This window comes from Chromobacterium sp. CCUG 30098 (assembly GCF_059916605.1).
Window position 1 is genome coordinate 232,123 of record NZ_JAUCGS010000007.1, and the last position, 23,987, is coordinate 256,109.

At 65.4% G+C, this 23,987-nt stretch carries 25 protein-coding genes; 4 read left to right on the forward strand and 21 right to left on the reverse strand.

Annotated elements, in window-relative coordinates:
- Positions 1–19: 19 nt before the first annotated feature.
- The 14 genes from QUG03_RS16970 to hemE all read right to left on the reverse strand — a co-directional run bounded on the left by QUG03_RS16970 (position 20) and on the right by hemE (position 12,527).
- Entirely contained in the window at positions 20–1,351 is a 1,332-nt protein-coding gene (locus QUG03_RS16970) for an AMP-binding protein (protein WP_488906349.1), read from the reverse strand.
- A complete protein-coding gene (locus QUG03_RS16975) occupies positions 1,348–1,914 on the reverse strand; it encodes a COG4648 family protein (protein WP_500820457.1) in 567 nt (188 codons plus the stop codon). The genes QUG03_RS16970 and QUG03_RS16975 overlap by 4 nt, the downstream gene beginning before the upstream one ends.
- A 1-nt stretch (position 1,915) precedes the next feature.
- Positions 1,916–2,161 carry an acyl carrier protein gene (locus QUG03_RS16980; protein ID WP_166451946.1) on the reverse strand — a complete coding sequence of 82 codons (246 nt, stop codon included), beginning with the start codon at positions 2,159–2,161 and terminating at the stop codon, positions 1,916–1,918.
- 2 nt (positions 2,162–2,163) lie between these two features.
- Positions 2,164–2,424, reverse strand: a complete 261-nt coding sequence (locus QUG03_RS16985) for a phosphopantetheine-binding protein (protein WP_488906350.1) — start codon at positions 2,422–2,424, stop codon at positions 2,164–2,166.
- Entirely contained in the window at positions 2,421–3,203 is a 783-nt protein-coding gene (locus tag QUG03_RS16990; RefSeq protein ID WP_235087090.1) for a lysophospholipid acyltransferase family protein, read from the reverse strand. Before QUG03_RS16990 ends, QUG03_RS16985 begins: the two co-directional genes overlap by 4 nt.
- The gene (locus QUG03_RS16995; RefSeq protein ID WP_500820458.1) at positions 3,190–3,918 is read right to left on the reverse strand and encodes a beta-ketoacyl synthase chain length factor; all 729 of its coding nucleotides are present in this window, start codon (positions 3,916–3,918) and stop codon (positions 3,190–3,192) included. Before QUG03_RS16995 ends, QUG03_RS16990 begins: the two co-directional genes overlap by 14 nt.
- 141 nt (positions 3,919–4,059) lie before the next feature.
- Positions 4,060–4,758: a class I SAM-dependent methyltransferase gene (locus tag QUG03_RS17000; RefSeq protein ID WP_235087086.1), complete on the reverse strand. Its 699-nt coding sequence runs from the start codon at positions 4,756–4,758 to the stop codon at positions 4,060–4,062.
- 148 nt (positions 4,759–4,906) lie between these two features.
- Complete coding sequence (locus tag QUG03_RS17005) at positions 4,907–5,911, reverse strand: NAD(P)H-dependent glycerol-3-phosphate dehydrogenase (protein WP_227104668.1); 1,005 nt, start codon at positions 5,909–5,911, stop codon at positions 4,907–4,909.
- Between the two features lie 9 nt (positions 5,912–5,920).
- Positions 5,921–6,364, reverse strand: a complete 444-nt coding sequence (locus QUG03_RS17010) for an SH3 domain-containing protein (RefSeq protein ID WP_500820460.1) — start codon at positions 6,362–6,364, stop codon at positions 5,921–5,923.
- A gap of 13 nt (positions 6,365–6,377) precedes the next feature.
- A complete protein-coding gene (gene secB / locus QUG03_RS17015; protein ID WP_500820461.1) occupies positions 6,378–6,830 on the reverse strand; it encodes a protein-export chaperone SecB in 453 nt (150 codons plus the stop codon).
- 132 nt (positions 6,831–6,962) lie between these two features.
- Complete coding sequence (gene grxC / locus QUG03_RS17020; protein WP_107800323.1) at positions 6,963–7,220, reverse strand: glutaredoxin 3; 258 nt, start codon at positions 7,218–7,220, stop codon at positions 6,963–6,965.
- A 98-nt stretch (positions 7,221–7,318) separates the two neighbouring features.
- Positions 7,319–8,710, reverse strand: coding sequence for a D-alanyl-D-alanine carboxypeptidase/D-alanyl-D-alanine endopeptidase (gene dacB, locus QUG03_RS17025; RefSeq protein ID WP_500820462.1), 1,392 nt, complete (start codon positions 8,708–8,710; stop codon positions 7,319–7,321).
- A gap of 7 nt (positions 8,711–8,717) precedes the next feature.
- Positions 8,718–10,892 carry a primosomal protein N' gene (locus QUG03_RS17030; RefSeq protein WP_500820463.1) on the reverse strand — a complete coding sequence of 725 codons (2,175 nt, stop codon included), beginning with the start codon at positions 10,890–10,892 and terminating at the stop codon, positions 8,718–8,720.
- 567 nt (positions 10,893–11,459) lie between these two features.
- Positions 11,460–12,527: a uroporphyrinogen decarboxylase gene (gene hemE, locus QUG03_RS17035; protein WP_227104671.1), complete on the reverse strand. Its 1,068-nt coding sequence runs from the start codon at positions 12,525–12,527 to the stop codon at positions 11,460–11,462.
- Between the two features lie 108 nt (positions 12,528–12,635).
- Between hemE and QUG03_RS17040 the strand changes: the two genes are divergently transcribed.
- The gene (locus tag QUG03_RS17040) at positions 12,636–13,316 is read left to right on the forward strand and encodes a Dph6-related ATP pyrophosphatase (RefSeq protein ID WP_107800327.1); all 681 of its coding nucleotides are present in this window, start codon (positions 12,636–12,638) and stop codon (positions 13,314–13,316) included.
- Here QUG03_RS17040 and QUG03_RS17045 read toward each other — a convergent pair.
- From QUG03_RS17045 to QUG03_RS17060, 4 genes are all read right to left on the reverse strand, one after another.
- Positions 13,304–14,149: a substrate-binding periplasmic protein gene (locus QUG03_RS17045; protein ID WP_199225917.1), complete on the reverse strand. Its 846-nt coding sequence runs from the start codon at positions 14,147–14,149 to the stop codon at positions 13,304–13,306. The genes QUG03_RS17040 and QUG03_RS17045 overlap by 13 nt on opposite strands.
- Positions 14,150–14,234: 85 nt before the next feature.
- On the reverse strand, positions 14,235–14,750 hold the full coding sequence (locus QUG03_RS17050) for a chromate transporter (RefSeq protein WP_227104672.1): 516 nt from the start codon (positions 14,748–14,750) through the stop codon (positions 14,235–14,237).
- Positions 14,747–15,304, reverse strand: a complete 558-nt coding sequence (locus QUG03_RS17055) for a chromate transporter (protein WP_235087073.1) — start codon at positions 15,302–15,304, stop codon at positions 14,747–14,749. Before QUG03_RS17055 ends, QUG03_RS17050 begins: the two co-directional genes overlap by 4 nt.
- 95 nt (positions 15,305–15,399) lie before the next feature.
- The gene (locus QUG03_RS17060) at positions 15,400–16,278 is read right to left on the reverse strand and encodes a LysR family transcriptional regulator (RefSeq protein ID WP_500820464.1); all 879 of its coding nucleotides are present in this window, start codon (positions 16,276–16,278) and stop codon (positions 15,400–15,402) included.
- Positions 16,279–16,384: 106 nt separating this feature from the next.
- Here QUG03_RS17060 and QUG03_RS17065 point away from each other — a divergent pair, with 106 nt between their 5' ends.
- Entirely contained in the window at positions 16,385–16,984 is a 600-nt protein-coding gene (locus QUG03_RS17065) for a short chain dehydrogenase (protein ID WP_500820465.1), read from the forward strand.
- A gap of 64 nt (positions 16,985–17,048) precedes the next feature.
- Here QUG03_RS17065 and QUG03_RS17070 read toward each other — a convergent pair whose 3' ends face one another.
- The 3 genes from QUG03_RS17070 to QUG03_RS17080 form a co-directional block, all read right to left on the reverse strand.
- Positions 17,049–17,723 (reverse strand): transporter substrate-binding domain-containing protein, encoded by a 675-nt coding sequence (locus QUG03_RS17070; protein WP_500820467.1) that lies wholly within the window; start codon positions 17,721–17,723, stop codon positions 17,049–17,051.
- A 117-nt stretch (positions 17,724–17,840) separates the two neighbouring features.
- A complete protein-coding gene (parE, locus tag QUG03_RS17075; RefSeq protein WP_107800332.1) occupies positions 17,841–19,805 on the reverse strand; it encodes a DNA topoisomerase IV subunit B in 1,965 nt (654 codons plus the stop codon).
- 131 nt (positions 19,806–19,936) lie between these two features.
- Entirely contained in the window at positions 19,937–20,464 is a 528-nt protein-coding gene (locus tag QUG03_RS17080) for an RNA pyrophosphohydrolase (RefSeq protein ID WP_019103838.1), read from the reverse strand.
- Positions 20,465–20,662: 198 nt separating this feature from the next.
- Between QUG03_RS17080 and pssA the strand changes: the two genes are divergently transcribed.
- Together pssA and QUG03_RS17090 are read left to right on the forward strand one after the other, a co-directional pair.
- Positions 20,663–22,003, forward strand: a complete 1,341-nt coding sequence (gene pssA / locus QUG03_RS17085) for a CDP-diacylglycerol--serine O-phosphatidyltransferase (protein WP_227104680.1) — start codon at positions 20,663–20,665, stop codon at positions 22,001–22,003.
- 94 nt (positions 22,004–22,097) lie between these two features.
- Positions 22,098–23,885: a GAF domain-containing sensor histidine kinase gene (locus QUG03_RS17090; protein ID WP_500820468.1), complete on the forward strand. Its 1,788-nt coding sequence runs from the start codon at positions 22,098–22,100 to the stop codon at positions 23,883–23,885.
- Positions 23,886–23,987: the final 102 nt, after the last annotated feature.

Consider the following 23,987-nt stretch of genomic DNA (forward strand, 5'->3'; position numbering starts at 1 on the left):
TGCGCCAATACCTTCCAATTCAAAACAATCCCGGCATCGCCGCTCGGTCCGGCTTGCCGCGTTCGGTCTGCGGCAGAACATCGACAAAGCGCCAGCGACGCGGCAACAGCACCGGCTCGTACCAGGCCGCCAGATAGCGCCGCAGCGCCTGCTGCGTCGCCAACTTGCCCAGGGCGGCGAGTTGCGCCCTCCCCTGCGCCGACAGCGCGACGACGGCGCACAGCGTGTCGCGCCGCGCCGGCAACACCAGCAGCGCGGCGGCGTCCAGCCACGGATGATCGGCCAGTCTTTGTTCCTGCTCGCCCAGCGACAGCCTTTTTTCCGCCAGTTTCACCACGCGATCGCGCCGGCCTTGCAAGAGAAAGCGGCCGTCCGGCAAAAACTCGGCGGCGTCCGACGCCAGCCAGGGCGCGTCGTCGGGCAGGAAGGGCGACACGATCCGCAACGCGCCTTCCTCGCCGACGGAGCAGCGCACCGAGGGCAGCGGCGTCCAGGCGCGGTCGCCGTCGCTTTGACGGCGCCAGGCCACGCCGCCGGTCTCGGTGCTGCCGAAGATCTCCAGCGGCGCCTGGCCCCCGGCCGCGGCAAACGCCGCGGCGGCGTCGGCCGGCAGCGGGCCGCCCGAAGACACGCACAGCCGCGTGCGGGACAGCAAGGCCGGCAGATCGATCAGCTCGGGCAGCCGCGACAGCTGCGCCGGGCTGCCGATCAGGGTCACCTCGCCCAAGCCCGCGGCGGCCTCCAGCAAATCCTCTGGCAGGAAATGCGGCGACACTTCGAAGACCCGGCCGGCGCTCAACGGCCACAGCAGACGGAACAGCAGTCCGTAAATATGATGATGCGGCACCGTCGCCAGCACGCAGGCGTCGCCGGCTTGCGCGCCGAAACTGCGCTCCAGCACCGCCACCTCGGCCGAGAGCTGCCGCAGGCGCTTGACGATGGACTTGGGCTCGCCGGTGGAGCCGGAGGTGAACAAGGTCAGCCGGCAGCGCTCGCCGTCCAGCAGGCGCGCCGCTGCGGGCGCGCCCGGCGAAGCCATCCGCGCCCGCAGCGCGGCGTCGTCCAGCGCCTCGTCGAAAGACTCCGCCAGCCCGCTCAAGGTGGCGGGCAAGGCGTTGTTGGGCACCATCGCCTCCGCATCCGCGCGCCAAACCGCAAACAGCGCGACGGCGAACAGCCAGGCGTCCGCGGCGATCAGCGCATAACGCCGGCCGGGTTCCAGCGTGGCGGCCACGCCGGCCACCGCGTCGCTGAAGTCGCGCCACGTCAAGGGCCGCCCGTCGCGCAAAGCCGCCACCCTGTCCGGGTCGCGGCCGCCGATCAACACGCTCTCCAGAGCCAGCGCGCTCATGCCCGCGCCTCGGGAAAGCGCCAGCGCCGATACAGCCATTCGACGGCGAACAAGGCGCCCATCAACAGATAAGACGCCAGGCCGTTGTACCAGAGCCAGAAGTCCTGCCCCGCCGGCAAGGCGGTGTACAGGGCCACCGCGGCGTTGAAAACGAAAAACCCGCACCAGACGCGGGTCACGCGCCGGGTGTAGGCCACGCCTTCCGGCGGCAAGTCCGGCGTGATCTGACGGGCGAAGCGCTCAATCATCGTGGGCGAATGACGCAGCGAGTGGGCGAACACCCACAGCATGGACAGGCTGATGAACGCCGGCATCAAACGCAATAGCAAGGCGCTGCCGGTCAGGGCCACCAGGGCGGACAAGACGATCATGCCCAGCAAGGCGCCGCGCTGGGCCGCGGCCAGGTCTCGCCACAGCGCGCGGCTTTGCCGCCGGTAGCGCAGCAAGAACAGCAGCAGCAAGGCGGCGCCCACCGCGCGGGGCGGAAAATATTGCAGGCCCAGAAAAACGGCGAGCGGATAACAACAAGCGCCCAGCGCCGCCAACAGGCGCGTCGCCGGCATCTCAGGCGGCCAGCAGCTGCTCGACCGCGGTGATCACGTCATCCACGGTCCGCACCGTTTTGAAGCCATCCGGCTTGATGCGTTTGCCGGTCAGTTGCTGCAGCTTGATCGCCAGGTCCACCGCGTCGATCGAGTCCAGCTCCAGATCGACGAACAGATTGGCCTCCGCCGTCACACGCTCCGGCTCGATTTCGAAAGTGTCCTGCAGAATGATCCTCAGTTCATTCAGAATTTGCTCACGGGTCATTCTCATGCTTCCTGTTGCGTTGCGACAAAGCGAGCCAGGCTGGCCACCGAGGCGAAATGCGCCTTGGTGGCGGGATCGTTGGCTTCCAGCTTCACCTGGTATGTCTTTTTCAATGCCACGCCCAATTCCAGCGCGTCGATGGAATCCAAGCCCAGTCCTTCGCCAAACAACGGCGCTTCGGCGTCGATATCCTCGGCGCCCATGTCTTCCAGTTCCAGGGCCGAAATGATCAACAACTTGATTTCATGTTCCAGCGCACTCATGTCCAGCTTTCCTTCCTTGCCAATGTTTGGCTGAAATAATCTTGCAAGGCCTCGCTCAAACGGCGGGAGGCCAGCGACGGCTGCGTCTCGGCCGGCAACAGTTCCGCCAGGGCCAGCGGCCGGCCGGTGTCCAGGCCGAAGTCGAAACGCCGCGGCGGGATCTGATGCCAACGCTTGTCCTTGGTCAGCGTGGACGGGCTGCAACTCAGTGTCACCGGCAGAATGGGAGCCTGAGCCGCCAGCGCGATATGGGCGGCGCCGCGTTGAAACTTGAGTTCGCGCCCGGGCACGGTGCGCGTTCCCTCCGGGAAGATGAGCAGATTGTCGCCTCGTCGCAGCGAGGCGGCGCAATCCGCGATCAAGCTCCCGGAATCGTCGTTGCGGATATAGCCGGCGGCGCGCACCACGCCGCCCAGAAAGGGGCTGTCCCACAGCGCGGCCTTGACCACGCAATTGGCGTTGGGCATGCGGGCGATGATCGCCACCACATCGATCAGCGTCGGATGATTGGCCAGCACCAGCGTGCCCCGCGCCTGTTCCAGCCGCCCCTCGCCGCTCATGCTCAGCCTCATGATGCCGCTGAGGCGCATGAAGCCGATGAACAAGGCGAAAGCGCGCTGGATGATGGCCCGCGCCAGCCGCTGGCGGCGGCCGTTGCGATTGGGCACCAGACGCAAGGCCGGAAACACCACCAGCGTCAGCAGCAAAGCGCCCTCGCTGAACAAGGAGAAGGCCAAGGCCGTCATCAGCAAGCGCCAGCCGTAACTAAGCCCCCTCACGGCTCAGCCTCCAGCCGTTCAGTTCCAGCTGCGTCCGTCTGCCGGCCAGCCCGTGCGCCAGCCAGGCCGGCTGCGGCCAGCCTTCCGGCGCGCGCGCGCGCGCGTCCTGCCGCAAACTCCAGCGCGGCGCGCCGGCCCGCAGCAGCAAGGCCAAGCCCTGGGGTTGGTCCAGTGCGTCGTCGGCGCCTTGATAGAACGGAAGCAGGGGCAGATCCGCGAACAGCAGCAGCACCGGTTGCGCGGGGTCTTCCGCCGCCGTCAGCGCCGCCTCCAGCAGGCCGTAGCCCAATGTGCGTTCTCCGGCGGCCACCGCCGTCGCCGCCGACTCGTCGCGCCGCAACAAGGACAGCGTGCCGGCAATCGCGTTATGCACGGAAAGCCCGAACACCGTGGGGGAAACCGGAGAGTCCGCCGCGATGTCTTCCAGCATCAAATGCGTGCGGTTGACCTCGCCGTGGCGAGAGGCGAACACCAGCTTCGCCGCCGGCGCGTCCGCCGCGCACGCTTGGGCCAAATGCAGACAGATGCGCGCCAGCGGACTCAAGCGCCGCCGCTGCGCCGCGTCGACGAAACGGCAGTCCGGATACGCAATGGGCGCCTCGGCCGCCTGCAACGGCCGTTGCGCCCAGTCGGCGGCCGACTCGCGGCCCGGCATCCAAGCCGCCCAACGCTGTATCGCCAACGTCGGTTCGCCGCTCATTGTCACTTCCGCCATCCACAAGCCTGTCAATCAAAAAAAGGAGCGTATTCTAAATTGTTCACACTCAGCCAACAAGCAAACAAGCATACGGCATTAAACAATGGTTACGAATCCGTCCCATTTTGTCGCAAGCGCAACAAAAACGCACCCGCGGAATTAAACGGCCGGTTTGATCGCCACCGCGTTGACCAGCGTTTCCTCGCGCTTCTGCGGCACTTTGAAGCCAAACCACTCCAGCGCCCCTAAGTCCGGCCGGCTCCACCACAGATAGGGCATGGACACGCGCGCGGCCGGCAGCTCGAAACCGGCTCCGCGCAACAAGCCCAGGTATTCGTCCGCGGTTTTCTGGATGTCCATCGGATGGCGGAACAACAAGCGGATAGGCAGCGAGTGGATGTAGCGCTTGGTCGATTCGGCGAACAGCAACACCCCGCCCGGCTTCAGCACCCGGAAAAACTCCCGCATCGCCGCCTCCTGCTCCACCAGATGATGGAAGCTTTGATGGCAATACACCATGTCGAAGCTCTCGTCGGCGTACTCCATGCGCGAAGCGTTGCCGAAGGCCAGCGTCACTGCGCTCGAGCAACGATCGGCGGCCGGACGCGCCCGCTTCTCGATGTCCGGGTCCGCGTCCAGCGCCACGATCTCGTCCGGCGCGAATCTGCGGGCCAGTTCGTCAAAGGAATGTCCAAACCCGCACCCCACGTCCAGCACCCGGGCAAACGCGCGCCGCGGCGGCATCATCCGCTCCAGATCGTTCAGCGCGCGCCGCAGCACATGCACTTTCCAGGTGGCCGTATTCAGGAACCAATTGCCAAAACGCGTTTCTTCAACAAACGGAAAAGTATTCTGCATTCTCAGATTCAAGCAAGGTATCCAACAAAAGCAGCCAGCCTCTCGCCCCAGGCCCCATCGACTCGGGCAAAAGGAAGGGCGCGCTCGCCGCAAGGACAAAAAACAGCCGCCAAGGCGGCTGTTGTCGCACTCAATCAAACCGGGGGAACTACTGCAACAAGTCGCCCGCCTCCGACTTGGGCGAACGGCTCAGCAACTCCTGCACCACCCGCTGCGGATCATGCCCCTGGTAGAGCAGGCCGCAGACCGCGGCGGTGATCGGCATGTCCACTTCCAGCCGCTCCGCCATGGTCAGCACTTCGCGGGCGGTGGCCACGCCTTCGGCGACATGGCCCAGCTCCTGCAGCGCTTGCTGCAAGGGCTTGCCCTCGGCCAACTTCAGGCCCACCTGGCGGTTGCGCGACAGCGCGCCGGTGCAGGTGAGGATCAGGTCGCCCATGCCGGCCAGGCCCATCATGGTGTGCTGGCTGGCGCCCAGCGCGGTGGCCAGGCGGGTGATTTCCGCCAGCCCGCGGGTGATCAGCGCGGCGCGGGCGTTCATGCCGTATTCCAGGCCGTCGGCCACGCCGGTGGCGATGGCCATCACGTTCTTGACCGCGCCGCCCACTTCCACCCCCACCAGATCGGCGTTGGCGTACAGACGCAGCAAGGGGCTGTGCAGATCGCGCGCCACTTGCCGGGCGAAGGCTTCGTCGTCGGAGGCGACGGCCGCCGCCGCCGGCAAGCCCTGGGCCACTTCGCGGGCGAAGCTGGGGCCGGACAGCACGCCACAGCGGTGGTTGGCCGGCAGTTCCTCGGCCACAACTTGGTGCGGCAGCAGACTGGAGCCGGCCTCGAAGCCCTTGCAGGCCCACAGCAGCGGCGGCAGTTGCGAAGACAGCGCGGTCAGCGCCCGCAAGGTGGGCCGCAAACCGGCCATCGGCGTGACGATGAGGATGAGTTCGGCGTCGTGGATGGCGCGCGGCAGTTCCGCGGACAGCTTGAGCGCGTCCGGAAACGGGCAATCGGGAAGATAGCGCTGATTGACGCGCTTGGCGGCCAGTTCGGCCACCTGGTTGGCGTCGCGCGCCCAGAGCGTGACTTGATGGTGACGGGCGAAGGCGATGGCCAGGGCGGTGCCCCATGCGCCAGCGCCCAGGATGGCCAGTTTCATGCGTAGCCCTTACAAGCCCCAGAGGTCGGTAATACGAGCATAGCCGATGCTGCCGTCGCGGTGGCGCACTTTGACCCAGCCGCCCTTGGGCGGCTCTTGCAGCTCCACCACGCCGTCCTTGGGCACGGTGTAGGCCAGCGGGCCGTCGTTGGCCGGCGCGGTGCGCACTTCCGCCTTGTCGGCGGTGATCAGCAGCCAGCGCTGCTTGGACAGCGCGGCGGCCGGAATCCAGGCGATGCCGCCGGTGGCGTCGCGCACCCGCGACCATTCCTTCTGGCTGCTCAGCACTTCCACCGGGTAATAGCGGCTCACCACGAACAGTTTCTTCGAGGTGAGCGTCGGCGCCTCGTACAGCGCCACGCCGGTTTCCTTCACCGAGCGAAACTCAAGTGCGGCGGCGCCGTGGGACAGCAGGCCCAGGCTCAGCGCCAGCGGATATACGAGGCGTTTCATTGCTTGCGTCGCCTCAGGCGTTGCCGGCTTCGGCCTGTTGCGCGCGTTGCTGCATGTACAGGGCTTCGAAGTTGATCGGGGACAACAGCACCGGCGGGAAGCCTGCGCGGTTCACTACGCTGGACACGGCTTCGCGCGCGTAGGGGAACAGGATGTTGGGGCAAGCCACGCCCAGGATGGGGTCGATGTCTTCGGTCGGCACGTTGCGGATCTGGAAGATGCCGGACTGGCCCACTTCGCACAGGAACATGGTTTTTTCCGGCAATTTGGCGGTCACGGTCACGGTCAGGGTCACTTCGTAGAAACCGTCGTCCAGCTGTTTGCCTTCGCTGGCCAGCTGCATATCGATTTCCGGCTGTTCTTGCTCCAGGAACACCTGCGGCGCGCTAGGCACTTCCAGGGACATGTCCTTCACATAAATTTTCTCGATGGAAAACGCCGGCTGCAGCTCTTGTTGTTCGCTCATCTCTTTGTCTCACACGGAGGCCGCTCGCAAGCGGCCGGTTTTGGAATGGTTAAAACAGGCCTGCATCATCGCACGAAAGCGGTTCAGGGCCAACCGCCCGCAAGCGCGCGGTTTGATCGCGGGCAAGCCGGCTCAATCGGCCAGCAGCAGGTCCAGCTTGCCGGCCTGGTTCAGCGCCACCAGGTCGTCGCAGCCGCCGACGTGGGCGTCGCCGATGAAGATCTGCGGCACGGTGCGGCGGCCGGTCAGATCCATCATCTTGTCGCGCTCGACCGGGTCCAGATCGATGCGGATTTCCTTGATCTCGGCCACGCCTTTGGCGGAGAGGATTTGCTTGGCGCGGATGCAATAGGGGCACACCGCGGTGGTATACATGGTTACAGGTTTCATCGATGGCTCTCGCGGAATCGGGCGCTCCGGCGAGGAGCGCGCAAAACCCGATAGTATACTCCCGCCGCGCGCGCCGAAACCGTCAATCCGCCACGTTCTTACTTGGACGCCTCGAAGCGGTCGATCAGATCGGCGACGATCTGGTCCATCGCCTTGCCCATCTCCGGCGCGCGCGGGCTGTTGACGATCACCGCCAGCGCCAGCCGGCGGCCGTCCGCGCCCAGCCAGTAGCCGGCCAGCGCCTTGACGTCCTTGAGGGTGCCGGTCTTCATCCGCAGCCGCGGCCCTTGCTCGGCGAAGCGCTTGCGCAAGGTGCCGTCCTCGCCGGCGATGGGCAGGCTGGCCAGGAATTCGCTGGCGTAGGGGCCGCGCGCGGCGTTGAGCAGCACTTGCCCCATCAGGCGCGCGCTCACCCGCTCCCGCCGCGACAGGCCGGAGCCGTTTTCCAACACCAGGGTTTCATCGGAAATGGCGTTGGCCGCCAGCAAACGCCGCACCGCGTGCTCGGCGTTGGCGCGGGTGTCCTCTCCGCCGCCGCCCTCCTTGCCCAAGGTCAGGAACAAGGTGCGCGCCATGGTGTTGTTGCTGTATTTGTTGATGTCGCTGATCGCCACGGTCAACGGCTGGGAATCGTGACCGGCCAGTTCGCGCGCGCCGGCCGGCACCCGCCCCAGCCCCGCGCCCTTGGGCCCGGCGCCGCCCAGCGCCTGCCACAGGGCGGCGAAATCCTGACTGGCGAAGGCGTCGTGGTCCAGCACGTTGACGAAGGTCTTGGCGCCGTCGCAACTGGGCGGCAAGGTGCCGCTGACGGTGACTGAGCGCACGTCGTTGGCGATGCTGACGTAGCGGCGCACGTCGGAGCAATCGTTCGCGCCGCCCTGGCCGCCGGCCTGCAGCTTGGCGTTGACGCTGACGCCGGCCAGCGGCGGGTCCAGCGCCACGCGCGCGCCGTCGGCGTCGACGTAGAAATTGAGCCAGGCCACTTTCAGATTGGTCAGATGGCTGTCCGGCTCCACGGTGAAGGCGCGGCCGGCGTCTTCGTCGAAGTCGCGGGCGCTGGACACGCCCTTGAAGGCGCTCTTGTCCAACACCAGCTTGCCGTCTATCCGTTGCACGCCGCGCAACCGCAGGCCGTACAGCAGATTGAGCAGGCTGTCGTTGTTGAAGCGCGGGTCGCCGGCGCCCAGCCAGTAAAGATCGCCTTGCAGCGCGCCGTCTCGCAGCGGAGCGGCGGACCACAGCCCGGTATGCCAGCGATAACCGGGCTTGAGCAGGTTCAGCGCGCTCCAGCTGGTGATCAGCTTCATGATGGAGGCCGGATTGACCGCGCTGTCGGCGCGATGGCCGGCCAGCGTCTTGCCGCTTTCCACCGGCGCGGCCCAGACGGCCACCTCCTCCGGCTTGAGGCCGTGCAGGTCCAGCGCGCAGGCCGGCCATGCCGACAGCAGCAGGCAAGCCGCCGTCAGGGTTTGTTTCGTTTTTGCTTTCATTGGGCGATCACATGTCTTGCGGATCCACGTCCAGCGACCAACGCAGGCCGCGTCCATGGCGTTTGGCCGCCGCTTCCACCTGCGGCAGCAATGGGTTCAAAAAAGCGTGCAGCGCCTGCCGTTGCGGCGCTTCCAGCACCAGCTGGGCGCGTTCGCGATTGGCCAGCCGCGCCATCAGCGCCGGCGCCGGGCCGGCGATCAGCACCTCCGCCGCCAGCGGCTCGGCCAGCCGGCGCACTTCGGCCAGGAAGGCGGTGGCCAGTTCCAGACTGGGACTGTCGGCGCGCAACAGCGCTTGATAGGCGCAGGGCGGGAAGCCGGCGATGCGTCTCTCGTCCAGCAGGGTCTTGGCGTAGCCGTCGAAATCGTGGCGCGTCAGCGCTTGGTATAGCTCATGATCCGGCCACTGAGTCTGGATCAGCACTTCGCCTGGAGCGTCGGCGCGGCCGGCGCGGCCCGCCACTTGCATCAGCTGCGCGAACAAGCGCTCGGAGGCGCGGAAGTCCGCGGAGTACAGACCGCCGTCCGCGCCCAGCGCCACCACCAGCGACAAGGTGCCGAAGTCGTGGCCCTTGGCCAGCATCTGGGTGCCCACCAGCATGTCCACCTCGCCGGCATGGACCTTGCGATAGATTTCGCCCCAGGCTTCCTTGCGGCTGGTGGTGTCGCGGTCTATGCGCAGGATGCGCGCCTCGGGAAACAAGCGCGTCAGCGCGGACTCCAGCCGCTGGGTGCCTTCGCCCAAGGGTTTGATGTCGGGATTGCCGCAATCCGGGCAGGCGCGCGGCACCGCTTCTTCCCAACCGCAATGGTGGCAGCGCAGCTTGCGCTCCAACAGATGAACCACCAGCTTGGCGGAGCAGCGCGGACAGCCGCTGGTCCAGCCGCAATCGGTGCAGGCCACCACCGGCGCGAAGCCGCGGCGGTTGATGAACACCAGGCTCATCTCGCCGCGCGCCAGGCGTTGGCGCAGCGCCTGGATCACCGGTTCGGACAGGCCTTCGGCCAGCTTTTGCCGGCGCACGTCGACCAGTTTCACCTCCGGCAGCCGCGCCGCGCCATGAGCGCGCCGGCTCAGGGACAGCCGGCGATAGCGGCCGGCCTCGACATTGGCCATGGTTTCCAGGCTGGGCGTGGCCGAGCCCAGCAGGATGGGCACGCCGGCCTGGCGCGCGCGCCAGATCGCCAGATCGCGCGCATGGTAGCGCAAGCCGTCCTGCTGCTTGAAGGAGCCGTCGTGCTCCTCGTCCACCACGATCAGGCCCAGGCGCGGCAGCGGCGTGAACACCGACAAGCGAGTGCCTATCATCACGTCGGCGCGCCCCTGCCAGCCGTCCAGCCAGCCCCTCAGACGCTCGCCGTCGGCCAGATGGCTGTGCTGCACCGCGATGCGGCTGTCCGGAAAGCGCTGGGTGAAGCGTGTGATCAGCTGCGGGGTCAGATTGATTTCCGGCACCAGCACCAGCACTTGGCGGCCGGCGGCCAGATGGTCGGCGATCAGCCGCAGATAGACTTCGGTCTTGCCGCTGCCGGTAATGCCGTGCAGCAACCAGGGCTGGTAGCCGGCCTGGCCGCGCAAGGCGTCCAGCGCGGCCTGTTGTTCTTCGTTCAGTTCGGGACTGTCCGCCACCCGCAAGGGCGTGGCTTCCGGCTCCACGCGGCGGACCTTCTTGTCCGCCAGCCAGTCCGCCAGCACCTTGCCCGCCTGCGGCGTCACCGCCTTGGCGGCGGCCAGCGTCAACGCGCCGTCCTGCAGCGCCTGCCACAGCGCCAAGCGGGCGCGCTGACGGGCCGGCGGCGCTTCCGCCTCGCCTTGCGGCGTCAGCGCGTACGGCCGTTCATCCGGCAAGGCGATGTCCCGGGGCTCGCGCAGACCGGTGGGCAAGGCGGTGAACAGCGCCTGCCCCAGCGGATGGTGGTAGTAATCGGCGGCGAAGCGGACCAGGGCCATGAAGTCCGCCGGCAGCGGCGGCAGTCCGCTCAGCACGGACTCCAGCGGCTTGAGCTTGGCCGGGGCGATACCCTGCTGAGGTATATCCGTGACAACCACGCCACACAGCCGGCGCGGCCCGAAGGAAACCGCCACTCTTTGCCCGGCCATGACAGACAACTGGGTCAGGTAACTGAACGTACCTGGCAGCGGCACGTCCACGGCCACTTGCACGATGCTTTGCTGCCCCATCCGGCGCGCCCCCGAAGACAAATGCTGTTGTGACAAGGCTTTGCGGCCACTGTGCACAGATGCTGTGGATAACTTTGTGAACAAGCTGTCGCCTTGAGGTCGAAACGGCCCCAGATCAACATTTCCGTTAGATTGCGCAAAAATTAATCAATTATTTTTCTCTTTGTTTTCAAAGACTTAAATTGATCAAAAAAACATGAGCAATCGGCTTGACAAGAACCTGAACTCTGACTAGCAAATGTGCATAACTCCGAGAACGACTACGGTTCGCCTTGTCAATATCCTTGTTCATCCCAGTGTAAAAATACAATCCGGCCGCAGGAGAACCATTGGCCGGACAGGTAAGGATACCCCGACGACGCGCGGACGGCCTCAGGGGAAAAGTTAAATTTTCTGTTGAAAAAACAAATCCTTTTCCGCCGGCCGCGCTAACAGCAGCTTGATGCCGGATTTAGACACTGATAAAGCCGGCTTTAATGCCCGCCGGCCCGCGCCAACTTGGTGCGCCCGCCGGGGGGTATCGCGCCGGGACGGCAGAAACATGCCGCCGGCTTGAAAAGCGCTTTTTCAGCCCGCGGCATGGTAGGGGCGCGACAAGCGGTGCACCGCGTCCACCAAGGCTCCGGCATGCTCCGGTTTGACGTGCTGGGAGATGCCGTGGCCCAGATTGAAGACATGGCCGCTGCCGGCGCCGTAGCTGGCCAGGATGCGCGCCACTTCGCGCTCGATGGCGGCGGGCTCGGCGAACAGCGCGTTGGGATCGAAGTTGCCCTGCAAGGCCACCTTGTCGCCCACCCGGGCGCGCGCGGCGCCCAGATCCGTGGTCCAGTCCAGGCCCACGCAGTCGGCGCCGATGGCCGCGATCTCTTCCAGCCACTGTCCGCCGCCCTTGGTGAACACGATCACCGGCACGCGGCGGCCGTCGGCCTCGCGCTTCAGTCCGGCGACGATCTGACGCATATAGGCCAGCGAGAATTCTCGATAAGCCGCCTGGGTCAGCGCCCCGCCCCAGGTGTCGAAAATCTGCACCGCCTGCGCGCCGGCATCGATCTGGGCGTTCAGATAGTCGATCACCGTGCGGGCGTTCACGTCCAGGATATGGTGCAGCAGTTCCGGACGGCTGTAGAGCATGGCCTTGACGTGGCGGAAATCGTCGGAACCGCCGCCTTCTATCATGTAGCAGGCCAGGGTGAACGGGCTGCCGGAGAAGCCGATCAGCGGCACGCGGCCGTCCAGCGCCTTGCGGATGCTGGACACCGCGTCGAAGACGTAGCCCAGCTTGTCCAGCGCCGGCACCGTCAGCGCGCGGACGGCGGCTTCATCGCGCAAAGGACGCTCGAACTTCGGGCCCTCGCCTTCGGCGAAGTACAGGCCCAGGCCCATGGCGTCCGGCACGGTCAGGATGTCGGAAAATAGGATGGCGGCGTCCAGCGGGAAACGCTCCAGCGGCTGCAGGGTGACTTCGGTGGCGTAATCGGGACTGGTGCACAAACCCATGAAGCTGCCGGCCCGGCTGCGGGTGGCGCGGTACTCCGGCAAATAGCGGCCGGCCTGGCGCATCATCCAGATCGGGGTGTATTCGACGGGCTGGCCAAGCAGCGCGCGCAGGAAGGTATCGTTCTTGAGCTGGGTCATGCGGCAATCAGTCCTGAATGACGAAAAAATAGAGCGTCATTATACCCGAGTCCCCCGGCCCAGTCCCCCCGCTTGGCGGCGCGCCTCCGCGCGGCTAAGCTGTGCGCCATGAAGAAAACCGTACTCTTGTCCTGGAGCAGCGGCAAGGACAGCGCCTGGGCCTTGCATGTGCTGCGCCAAGATCCCGACGTCGAAGTCGTCGGCCTGTTCACCACCGTCAATCAGGCTTTCCAGCGCGTGGCCATGCACGCGGTGCGGGTGGAACTGCTGCAGGCGCAGGCCGCGGCGCTGGGTCTGCCGCTGCGCCAGCTGGCCATCCCCTACCCTTGCGGCAACGAGGATTACGCCAGCCGGATGGCCGACTTCGTCAACGCCTGCCGCGCAGACGGCGTCAGCCATATGGCCTTTGGCGATCTGTTCCTGGAGGACGTGCGCGCCTACCGCGAGCAGAACCTGGCCGGCAGCGGCATCGCGCCGCTCTTCCCGCTGTGGGGCCTGCCCACCGCCGAGTTGGCGCAAACCATGCTGCGCAGCGGGCTCAAGGCCAGGCTGACCTGCCTGGACCCGCGCAAGCTGCCGCGCGAACTGGCCGGCCGCGAGTTCGGCCAGGCCTTGCTGGACGCGCTGCCGCCCGACGCCGACCCTTGCGGCGAATACGGCGAATTCCACTCCTTCGCCTGGGACGGCCCGATGTTCCTTCGCCCGGTGCCGCACGCGGTGGGCGAGACGGTGGAGCGGGACGGATTTGTATTCACGGACTTGCTGCCGCTGGACCCTCAACGCGGATAGAACCACAGCTCCTTGCGCTGCAACGGCGTCTCCTTGGGCAGCAGGGGGTTGGGCAGCTCGATGATGCGCCGCTGCGCCAGGTTCAAGGCGCGCAGGCGCGGACCGTTGAAGCGCAGGAACAGCTTGTCGAAGCTGCCGTCCTTGATTGCGGCTTCCAGGCCCTGAGTCAGCGCCCTGGCCAACTCCGGCCGGCGCGGCGACACGAAGAAATAAAAAGCCGCCGGATAGTGCAACACAATGTAAGGGTCCAATACCAGGCCCTTGGCGGCGTCGGACTCCAGTTCCTGGCCCACCTCGATCACGCTGCGCGGGAAATAGTCGAAACGCCCCTGACGCAGCATGGCGAACAGCGGCAGGTACAAGGGGCTGGCCACCACCGGCAAACCGGCGGCGCGCAGAATCTGCGTATCCGGCCAATCCTGCCCTTGCCCGGCGCTCAGCGTCTTCAAATCCGCCAGCGTGAACGCCTTTTCAAACAGCCGGGCGCGCTTTTGCGACACCAGCGGCACGCGCCAGCCGATCAAGCCCTTGTACAGGGGAATCCGCACCGGCAGGGCCTTCTGTTCGCGCTCGCGGCTGCTCATGCCCCAGAACAGATCCACGCCGGCGTCGCCGTGCGCCATCTGCTCCAGCGCCCGCCCCTGATTCATGTCCAGCGCGCTGCTCAGCTCGCAACTGAGTTTGGCCTCGCTGCACGCCAGTTGCAGCAAAGCCTGCATATAGGGCAGATGCGGGTCTTGCTCTCCGGACACCAGCGCGTAGCGGATAGACAAAGTTTGCCCCTGCGCCGGCAGCGCCAGTACGCACAGCAGCAGCATCAAGATTCGCGTCAATACGCGCCCTCCCGAGAAAACCCTGTTCATTATGGCCGCCGCTTAGACGCGGTTCAAAGTCAGCCGCGCTTCATTGAGCCGCTGCTTAGAGCCAGCCCAAGCCGCCCAGCAAAGCGCCGGCCGACAATAGCCACAAGGGATTGATCGCAGTGCGCCACGCCGTCAGCGCCACCGCGCCGCACAGCAGCCAAGCGCCCGCGTCGGCATTGGCCGCCTGGCTCAACAGCCAGGCGCTGGCCGCCACCAGCCCTATGGTCAGCGGCGCCAGTCCCCGTTGGATTGCCCGGGTCAGCGGCGCCTGCTGATAACGCTGCCACCAGCGCGCCACGTAATAACTCAACACCGACGACGGGCCGCAAATGCCGAGCATGCTGACCAGAGCGCCCGGCACCCCGGCCACCTGCCAGCCTATCAGACTGACCACCAGCACATTGGGGCCGGGCGCGGCCTGGGCGATGGCGAACAGCGCGGCGAACTCGCGCGCGTTCATCCAGCCCTGCTCCACCACCAGGCGTTGCAGCTCGGGTATCAGCACATTGGCGCCGCCCACCGCCATCAGCGACAACAAGGAAAACTGCCATAGCAGCGTCAGCAGTATCACGCGCCCTCCTTCGGCCGGTCGCGCCAGGCCAAGCCGATGGCGACGGGCGCCAGCAAGGCCAGCGACCACAGCAAGGGCAGTTGCAAGACGCCCAAGGCGCAGAAAGTCAGCGCCGCCACCAGCGCGCACCACAACTTGCGCTCGATGCGCGCCAGCAGCCGCAGCCCCATCGCCGCGATCAAGCCGGCGGCGGCGGAGGCCAGGCCGTGCAACACATTCTGCACCAGCGGCAGTTGCCGATAATGGCCGTAGAAGGACGCCAGCAGCAGCACGATGACCATGGGCGCCAGCAACAGGCCGGCGATGGCGGCCAAGGCTCCGCTCACGCCGTGAAAGCGGCTGCCCACCGCCACCGCGACATTGACGATATTGGGGCCCGGCAGCACTTGCCCCAGGCCCAGCACCACGGCGAAATCCGCCTCGCTCAACCAACGACGGCGCAGCACCATCATCCGGTGCGCCTGCGGCAACACGCCGCCGAAACCGGTCAGCCCGATCGAGAAAAAGCCGGCGAACAAATCACGCCGGCTGGGCGTCCGCACATCCGCTTCCATGCCCTTTCCTCTCGTCAAATCAGCCATGCGTCCACGCTACGCCGATGCGCGCCGCAGCTCAAACGAAAATCGCTGACAGGCCCTGTCAATAAAACTCACAGCGCGCCCAGGCGCTCCAGAATGAAGTCTATGAACACTCGCAGTTTGGGCAAAGGCCGGCGGTCCTGCAGATAAATCAAATGCATGGGCTTGGGCGGCGGCAAACAGCCCGGCAGCACCTCCACCAGCCGGCCGGCGGCCACATCGTCGCCCAGCAAGGCCTCGGCTTGCAGCACGATGCCGCCGCCGGCCAGCGCCACCATGCGCAGCGCCTGGCCGTGATTGGACTGAAAGCGGCTGGCGCCCGCCCACTCGCCTGCGCCCAGCAATTCCCAGCCGTCGTCCTTGCGCCACAGCGAGAAACCCAGGCAATCATGCGCGGCCAGATCCGCCGGCGCGCGCGGCACGCCCTTGCGCGCCAGATAGGCGGGCGCCGCCGCCACCATCATCCGATAGGGCTGCAAGGGCCGCGCCACCCGGCCGGAGTCCGGCAGCCGGCCGATGCGAAAAGCGGCGTCGTAGCCGTCGGCCACCAAGTCGACCAGCTCGTCGGACAAACTCAGGTCCACGGTGATGTCCGGATAGGTTTGCATGAACTCGGCCAGCAGGCCGGCCAGGCGCAGAGAGCCGAAAGTCACCGAGGCGTTGACGCGCAGCACGCCGCGCGGCGCGCCGCTGATCAGTTCGGCCCCGCTTTCCGCCGCGCGGATTTCCGCCAGAATGGACTGGCAGCGCTGGAAATAGTGCGAGCCCAATTCGGTCAGTTGCTGGCGGCGGGTGGTGCGCGCCAGCAGCCGGCCGCCCAGCCGCTGCTCCAGGCTGGCGATATGCTTGCCCACCATAGGCTGGGACAAACCATGCGCCTCCGCCGCCGCGGTGAAGCTGCCGCGTTCCACCACCGCCACGAACAGCTCCATGCTCAATAGGCGATCCATGCCATTCATAACCCACAGTTTTCAATCTTGTTCATCTTAGCGGATTAATCAAGACGCCGCGCGGGCGCAAAATGGCCGGGTCTTGTACTTGTCCGGGAGATCCCCCATGAAAAAGATTCTCATCGTCGGCGCCCACGGCACGCTGGGCCAGGCCGTCAGCCAGGCGCTGTCCCATCATCAGCTGATCAAGGCCGGCAGCCGCCGCGGCGACACGCTGGTGGACCTGACCGACGGCGACAGCATTCGCGCGCTGTTCGAACGCATAGGCAAGGTGGACGCCATCATCAGCACCACCGGCAAACTGCATTTCGGCCCCCTGGCGGAAATGAGCGCCGAGCAGTTCCGCGTCGGCCTCAAGGACAAGCTGATGGGCCAGGTGGAACTGGCCTTGGTCGGCCAGCACTATCTGAACGCCGGCGGCTCCATCACGCTGACCAGCGGCATCGTCAGCGAGCAACCCATCCGCTTCGGCAGCAACGCCAGCGCGGTGAACTCGGCGCTGGAAGGCTTTGTCCGCGGCGCGGCGGCGGAACTGGACGGCGGGCGTCGCATCAATGTGGTCAGCCCCAATGTGCTGCAAGAATCCTGGGAGCAGTACCGGGACTTCTTCCCCGGCTTCGAGGCGGTGCCGGCGGCGCGCGCGGCGCTGGCCTATGTGCGCAGCGTGGAAGGCGTGCAGACCGGTCAGACGTTGCGCGTCTGGTAAGCCCGGCGCCTTAGAAACCGTTCAATGTCGGTAGCGCGTCTGCGCTACGGCCTTGAACAGCGCCTTAGTCGTAAATCGTCAGCAATTCGGCCATTTCGCGCCTGCCGGCGGCGGACAGACAGGCGGCCTTCAGTTTGCCCAGCATCGCGGCGTCGCGCGCCAGCTCGCTGCGCTTGGACACGTAGAGCGCCATCGGTTCGTCGCCCTGCGCATATTCGGTCAGATTGGGCAGGCTGCCGCCCATCTGCCGCAGCGCGTGGCCGCAGCCGGGACGCACGCACATCATCGCGTCCAGCCGGCCGGCTTGCAGCATACGAAAACCCTGCGGCATGTCGGACACTTCCACCGGCGCTGCGCCGCTTTGGGCGATAAAGCCGTCCAGGGTATGGGTGCCGCGCAGGACGCCCAGGCTGCGCTGGCGGAACCAAGACGGGCCGATGGGCGACACCAGGCCGCGGCGATGATAGAGCACGGAGATGCGGATCGACGCCGGCCGGCACAACTCCACGGCGAAACGCGAACGCTCCGGCGAGGCGGTCACCAGCGCCAAGGCGTTGCGGCCCTGCTTCAGTTCTTCTATCACCCGCGGCAGAGGCCGAACGTCTTGGGTCAGCGCCAGGCCGTCCTGGCTCGCGCCGTCGCCCCAGGGGCCGATGTCCTGGCTGGAAGAGTGGTAGCCGGCCGCCAGCGCGGGCAACGCCAGCCAGCCCGCCAACAGTCCCCGCCATTGCTTGGCCATGCCTTTCCCCTTGAGTTGAGACGCCGCGCCTAGCCTCACTATAGCCCGCAATGAAAAAGCCCCCGCAAGCAAGGCTCGCAGGGGCTTTCCTTCAAGCGGAACCGCCGGCGCGGCCGCTCAGATGTCGGCCTCGACCGCGTTGCCGTTGGCCTCCATCCAGCTGCGGCGGCTGGACGCCTCGCCCTTGCCCATCAGCATGACGAAAGTGGACAGGGTCTGCTCCAGTTCGCCGACGCGCACCCGCACCTGCGACAGCCGGCGGGTGTCCGGATTCATCGTGGTGTCCTTCAACTGCTCCGGGTTCATCTCGCCCAGGCCCTTGAAGCGGGAAATGCTCCAGGCGTTTTCTCGCACGCCTTCGCTGCGCAGCCGGTCCAGAATGGCCGTCATCTCGCCTTCGTCCAGCGCGTACAGCTTGCGCGGAGGACGATGCTTGCCCTGCCCCGGCACGTCCACGCGGAACAGCGGCGGCTGGGCCACGTAGATGTTGCCGTTTTCGATCAAGCGCGGGAAATGGCGGAAGAACAGCGTCAGCAACAGCACCTGGATGTGGGAACCGTCCACGTCGGCGTCGGACAGGATGGCGATCTTGCCGTAACGCTGGCCGGACAGGTCTGGACGGTCGTTAGGGCCGTGCGGATCCACGCCGATGGCCACCGAGATGTCGTGAATCTCGGCATTGGAAAACAGCTGATCCTTGTCGGTTTCCCAGCTGTTGAGCACCTTGCCGCGCAAGGGCAGGATGGCCTGGTATTCCTTGTCGCGCGCCAACTTGGCGGAACCGCCGGCGGAATCGCCCTCCACCAGGAACAGCTCGTTGCGATCGATGTCCTCGCTCTCGCAATCGGTCAGCTTGCCGGGCAGCACCGCCACGCCGGAGCCTTTTTTCTTTTCCACCTTCTTCACCGACTTCAAGCGCGACTGCGCCTGGCGTATCGCCAGCTCGGCGATTTTCTTGCCGGACTCCACGTTCTGGTTCAGCCACAACTCCACCGGATCGCGCGCCAGGCCGGAAATCAGCTTCAAGGCGTCGCGGCTGGTCAGCTTGTCCTTGGTCTGCCCCTGAAACTGCGGGTCCAGCACGCGGGCGGACAATACGAAGCGCACGCGGCTCCACACGTCCTCGGCCATCAGCTTGACGCCGCGCGGCAACAGATTGTGGTGATCGATGAAGCTCTTCACCGCGTCGAACACGCCGGCGCGCAAGCCGGCCTCGTGAGTGCCTCCCACCGGGGTCGGAATCAGGTTGACGTAGCTTTCGCCGCTGGCGCCGTCTTCAAACCAGGCCATGGCCCACTGCGCGCCTTCGCCCTTGGCGAACTGCTCGTGATCATCGCCGATATAGGCTTCGCCGGCGAACAAGGGCGCCACCGGCTCGTCGCCGTTGCACAGTTCCGCCAGATAGCTCTTCAAGCCCTCCGGGTACTGCCAAACCTTGACTTCGTCGCCGCTGGGGCGCTCCACCACCAGGGTAACCGCCACGCCGGGCAGCAACACCGCCTTGGCGCGCAGCAGACGCTCCAACTCCGGCAAGGAGTAGCGCGGGCTTTCAAAATACTTGCCGTCCGGCCACACCCTGACCCGGGTGCCGCTGGTGCGCGGGCCGCAATCCGCCACCCGAGCCAGCGGCTCGATGACGTCGCCGCCGGAAAACACCAGGCGGTGCACGCCGCCCTCGCGCTTGACCTCCACCTCCAGCCGGGTGGACAGCGCATTGGTCACCGATACGCCGACGCCGTGCAAACCGCCGGAGAAGGCGTAGGCGCCGCCGTCCTTCTTGTTGAATTTGCCGCCGGCGTGCAAGCGGGTGAACACCAGTTCCAGCACCGGCACGCCTTCTTGCGGATGCAGGCCGACCGGAATGCCGCGGCCGTCGTCTTCCACCGACAGCGAGCCGTCCTGATGCACCGTCACCGCGATCTTGCGCGCAAAGCCGCCCAGCGCCTCGTCGGCGGCGTTGTCTATCACTTCCTGGCAAATATGGGTGGGGTCGGTGGTGCGGGTATACATCCCCGGCCGTTCCTTGACCGGCTCCAAGCCTTTCAGCACCCGTACCGACGACTCATCGTATTGTTGCGTCATGTTTGAATCTTGTTGCTCAGCAAATTACGCCAAACGCCGCGGCCACGGCCGCGGCGCAAAAAAAGACAGCGGGCCAAGCCCGCCGTGTCGCTTCGAGGCCGCGCGCGCAGACGCCGCCGCCCGGCTGCGCGTCAATGCGGCTCCTGGGCGCGGCCAAGCCGGGCCAGATAGGCCTCCCGACTCTCCACCCCGCGCAGGAAGCGCGACAACTCGGCCAGCGCGCGCTCGTACACCTCGCGCTTGAACTCGATCACCGCGTCCACCGGCGCCCAGTATTCGTTCCAGCGCCAGCCGTCAAACTCCGGGTGGCTGCTGGCGCGCAGGCAGACATCGCACTCGCGCCCCACCAGCTTCAGCAGAAACCAAATCTGCTTCTGCCCCTTGTAACTGCCGCGCCACTCCCGACGCACCCAATTGGTGGGCACCTCGTAGCGCATCCAGTCGCGGGTGCGTCCCAGTATTTTCACATGTTGCGGCAGCAAACCCACCTCTTCCAGCAGCTCGCGATACATCGCGGCTTCCGGACTTTCGCCTGGCTTGATTCCGCCTTGCGGAAACTGCCAGGAATGCTCTCGCACTCGCTTGCCCCAGAACACCTCATTTTTGCCGTTGATGAGGATGATTCCGACATTGGGGCGGTATCCGTCCCGGTCCAGCATTGGAAAACCTGCAATTCATCTAGTTGAACGAATTTTTGCACATTTCGCCCCGCCTTGCCATGGACTCTATCGCCGGCCCGGCAAAGGCCCGACTTCGTCCGGAACTGCGCTGGCGCAAGGATTGCGCAGGCGCGGACTCCCCCAAGAGGCGAAAACGATGCTACGATTCCACGATTAAACGTCAAACCCAACGCTTACATGGCATTTCTGCTAAAAAGATCGTTGCTGGCCCAGCTGCCCAAGCTTCGCCTGCAAGCCGACGCCATCACCACCCTGCACCAGACCGCCGACTTCCGTCTTAGCCTGCTGGAAGCGATCGCGCAGGCCCGGCACCGCATTTATATCGCCGCGCTCTATCTGGAGCACGACGAGGCCGGTCAGGAAGTGCTGGACGCGCTGTTCGCCGCCAAACAACGCCAGCCCCAGCTGGACATCCGCGTGATGGTGGACTGGCACCGCGCCCAGCGCGGGCGCATCGGCGAGAGCCAGGACAGCTGCAACGCCTCCTGGTATCGGGCCCAGGCGCTGCGGCACAGCGTTGACGTGCCCGTCTACGGCATTCCGGTGCAAACCCGCGAGTTGTTCGGCGTGCTGCACCTCAAAGGCCTGATTGTCGACGATCAGGTGCTGTACAGCGGCGCCAGCATCAACAACGTCTACTTGCACAAGCTGGACAAATACCGTTTCGACCGCTACCACCTGATCCGCAACCAGGCGCTGGCGGACGTCATGGCCGACTATATGCACGAGCAGTTCTTCAACGACCCCGCCGTCTTCCGGCTCGACAAGCCGGCGCCGGCCACCCGCAGCATCCGCAAGGAAATCCGCGTCTTCCGCGACAAGATCAGCCATAGCCAATACCGGATTGAAAACCAGGCCGGCGCGGAAGACGAGCTCAGCGTCAGCCCGATTGTCGGCATCGGCAAGGGCAACGCGCTCAACCGGGTGATTCTGGAACTGATTGCCAACACCCGCAGCTCGCTGTTCATCTGCACCCCCTATTTCAACTTTCCGCGGCCGGTGGTGCTCGCCATCAGCAAGGCGCTGCGCCGCGGCGTGCAGATCGACATCGTCGTCGGCGACAAGACCGCAAACGACTTCTACATTCCGCCCAGCGAGCCCTTCCGCGTCATCGGCGCGCTGCCCTATCTCTACGAAATGAATTTGCGCCGCTTCGCCAAGCGCCAACGCCATTACATCGGCACCGGCCAGTTGCGCGTGCACCAGTGGAAGGACGGGGACAACACCTATCACCTCAAAGGCATGTTCAGCGACCAGCGCCACATGCTGCTGACCGGCAACAACCTCAATCCGCGCGCCTTCCGCCTGGACATGGAAAACGCCTTGCTGATCAGCGACCCCAAGGCCGAACTCAAGCACCAGAACCAACAGGAACAGGAAAACATCCTGCGCCACAGCCGGCAGCTGCTGCACTACCGCGAACTGGAAGACGTGCGCACCTATCCCGAGCAAATCAAGAAGCTGCTGACCCGCCTGAGCCGCGTGCGCATCGACCGCATGCTCAACCTGATGCTGTAAACGGTTCAAGGCGCGCTAAAACGCCGCCGTTCCCCGCCGGCATCGGCCCATATGCTAAAAAGATGAAAACGCTTAGCAAAACATGGAGCCCCCGATGCCGGCCATCAAGATCGACACCCAAAACCTGAGCATCAGCCGCGATCTGTCGGAAAAGTGGCAGCAGGTGCTGGATCTGCTGGCCAAAATCGTCGACATCCCCGCCGCGCTGATCATGCAAAAGCAGGCTCCTCGCATCAAGGTCTTCCTCTCCAGCCATAGCCAAGGCAACCCCTACGAAGAAGACGAGCTGGCCGACCTCGACACCGGCCTGTATTGCGAGACCGTGATGAGCAGCCGCAGGGAGCTGCTGGTGCCCAACGCCTTGAAAGACCCGGACTGGGATCACAATCCCGACATCAAGCTAGGCATGATCTCCTACCTGGGCATGCCGCTGATCTGGCCCAATCAGGACGTGTTCGGCACCATTTGCGTGCTCGACCGGGCCGAAAACCCCTATAGCCAGACCCACAAACAATTGCTCGGCCAATTCCGCGCCATGGTGGAGCGCGATCTGCACCAGGTGTATCACGATCAGGCCAGGGAACAGGAAGACGCCATCCTGCGCGCGGACGAGGCCGAGCGGGTCAGGCGGGAGTTCGAATCTTTGCGAGCCGGAGAGCAAAAAGCGCTGCAGGCGCTGCGTGAAAGCGAGGAGCGCTGGCATTTCGCGCTGGAAGGCGCCGGCGACGGCGTCTGGGACTGGAATATCGCCGGTGACACTGTCTTTCTGTCCTCCCGCTGCCGACAACTGCTGGGACTGGACGAGCGGGACAGCGAGGCATTCAAGCTGTGGCAAACCGGCATTCACCCCGACGACCTGCCCGAGGTCGAGGCCACAATCAGCCGCTACCTGCGCCAGCCGGAAGGGTCTTTCACCTCGGAACACCGTTTCCGCGCGCAAGACGGCTGGATATGGCTACTGAGCCGCGGCATGGTGGTGGGCCGCGACGAGCAGGGACGGCCCTCGCGCATGATAGGCACCTACTCCGACATCAGCCGGCGCAAACAGGCGGAATCCGAGCTGCAGCAACTCAACAGCCACCTGGAAGAACGCGTCGCCAAGCGCAGCGCCGAGCTCAAGCAAGCCATGCAGCAAATCAGCATCGCGGAAAAACAGACGGCGCTCGCCCGCATGGTCGCCGGCATGGCGCACGAATTGAACACCCCGATAGGAAATATCCTGCTCAGCGCCTCGGTCTTGCACGCAGACCTCCAGTCCATCATTCAAGCCGATGAAGCCAAACAGCTCTCGCGCGGCAATCTGCAAGATTTTCTGCGCAAGACAGTCGAAACCAGCGAACTGCTGCAAAGAAACAGCGAGCTGGCCGGCGACCTGATCGGCCGCTTCAAGCTGATCGCCTCCGATCAACTCGCGCAGCCCAAGCGCGCCTTCAAGCCCGCTCAAACCCTCGCCCAACTAACACGAGCCTTACTGCCGCCGGAGCACTATCCGGACATCCGACTGACGCTGGAAGCGCCGCAAGACCTGCAAATCGAGAATTATCCAGGCGCTTTGGAGCAACTCTTGTCCCACTTGATCGCCAACAGCCTCGCCCACGGCTTTGACGGGCATGATCGCGGCCATATCGACATCCGGCTGCAAGCGCAGGAAGATGCCCTGCTGCTCTGCTATTCAGACAACGGCAAGGGCATCGAGCCGGAGCTGCAACACAAGGTGTTCGACCCCTTCTTCACCACGCAAATGGGACAAAGCGGCTTGGGACTGGGGCTGGCCATGGTGCACAACATCGTGCACACCATCCTGAAAGGCGACATCCGGCTGGACAGCGCGCCAGGACAAGGCGCTAGCTTCACCATCCGCTTCCCGCCCAACCAACGCTGAGGCCACCAGGCGAAAATCCATAAAAAAAGCCTCCCTTTGGGGAGGCTTCCGTGTCGCCGTTCAACAGCACAATGCATAAAGCCCAGCTCGATTGAGCTGGGC

Excerpts from the sequence above, each read along its gene's own strand:
- QUG03_RS16980 (WP_166451946.1), bottom strand. The coding sequence starts at position 2,161 with ATGACCCGTGAGCAAATTCTGAATGAACTGAGGATCATTCTGCAGGAC.
- QUG03_RS16970 (WP_488906349.1), bottom strand. The coding sequence starts at position 1,351 with ATGAGCGCGCTGGCTCTGGAGAGCGTGTTGATCGGCGGCCGCGACCCG.
- hemE (WP_227104671.1), bottom strand. The coding sequence starts at position 12,527 with ATGACCCAGCTCAAGAACGATACCTTCCTGCGCGCGCTGCTTGGCCAG.
- QUG03_RS17065 (WP_500820465.1), top strand. The coding sequence starts at position 16,385 with ATGAAAAAGATTCTCATCGTCGGCGCCCACGGCACGCTGGGCCAGGCC.
- QUG03_RS17005 (WP_227104668.1), bottom strand. The coding sequence starts at position 5,911 with ATGAAACTGGCCATCCTGGGCGCTGGCGCATGGGGCACCGCCCTGGCC.
- QUG03_RS17000 (WP_235087086.1), bottom strand. The coding sequence starts at position 4,758 with ATGCAGAATACTTTTCCGTTTGTTGAAGAAACGCGTTTTGGCAATTGG.
- QUG03_RS17090 (WP_500820468.1), top strand. The coding sequence starts at position 22,098 with ATGCCGGCCATCAAGATCGACACCCAAAACCTGAGCATCAGCCGCGAT.
- QUG03_RS17060 (WP_500820464.1), bottom strand. The coding sequence starts at position 16,278 with ATGGATCGCCTATTGAGCATGGAGCTGTTCGTGGCGGTGGTGGAACGC.
- QUG03_RS16975 (WP_500820457.1), bottom strand. The coding sequence starts at position 1,914 with ATGCCGGCGACGCGCCTGTTGGCGGCGCTGGGCGCTTGTTGTTATCCG.
- QUG03_RS17010 (WP_500820460.1), bottom strand. The coding sequence starts at position 6,364 with ATGAAACGCCTCGTATATCCGCTGGCGCTGAGCCTGGGCCTGCTGTCC.
- QUG03_RS16995 (WP_500820458.1), bottom strand. The coding sequence starts at position 3,918 with ATGGCGGAAGTGACAATGAGCGGCGAACCGACGTTGGCGATACAGCGT.
- secB (WP_500820461.1), bottom strand. The coding sequence starts at position 6,830 with ATGAGCGAACAACAAGAGCTGCAGCCGGCGTTTTCCATCGAGAAAATT.
- parE (WP_107800332.1), bottom strand. The coding sequence starts at position 19,805 with ATGACGCAACAATACGATGAGTCGTCGGTACGGGTGCTGAAAGGCTTG.
- pssA (WP_227104680.1), top strand. The coding sequence starts at position 20,663 with ATGGCATTTCTGCTAAAAAGATCGTTGCTGGCCCAGCTGCCCAAGCTT.
- grxC (WP_107800323.1), bottom strand. The coding sequence starts at position 7,220 with ATGAAACCTGTAACCATGTATACCACCGCGGTGTGCCCCTATTGCATC.
- QUG03_RS17080 (WP_019103838.1), bottom strand. The coding sequence starts at position 20,464 with ATGCTGGACCGGGACGGATACCGCCCCAATGTCGGAATCATCCTCATC.
- dacB (WP_500820462.1), bottom strand. The coding sequence starts at position 8,710 with ATGAAAGCAAAAACGAAACAAACCCTGACGGCGGCTTGCCTGCTGCTG.
- QUG03_RS17070 (WP_500820467.1), bottom strand. The coding sequence starts at position 17,723 with ATGGCCAAGCAATGGCGGGGACTGTTGGCGGGCTGGCTGGCGTTGCCC.
- QUG03_RS17055 (WP_235087073.1), bottom strand. The coding sequence starts at position 15,304 with ATGGAAGCGGATGTGCGGACGCCCAGCCGGCGTGATTTGTTCGCCGGC.
- QUG03_RS17040 (WP_107800327.1), top strand. The coding sequence starts at position 12,636 with ATGAAGAAAACCGTACTCTTGTCCTGGAGCAGCGGCAAGGACAGCGCC.
- QUG03_RS16985 (WP_488906350.1), bottom strand. The coding sequence starts at position 2,424 with ATGAGTGCGCTGGAACATGAAATCAAGTTGTTGATCATTTCGGCCCTG.
- QUG03_RS17030 (WP_500820463.1), bottom strand. The coding sequence starts at position 10,892 with ATGGGGCAGCAAAGCATCGTGCAAGTGGCCGTGGACGTGCCGCTGCCA.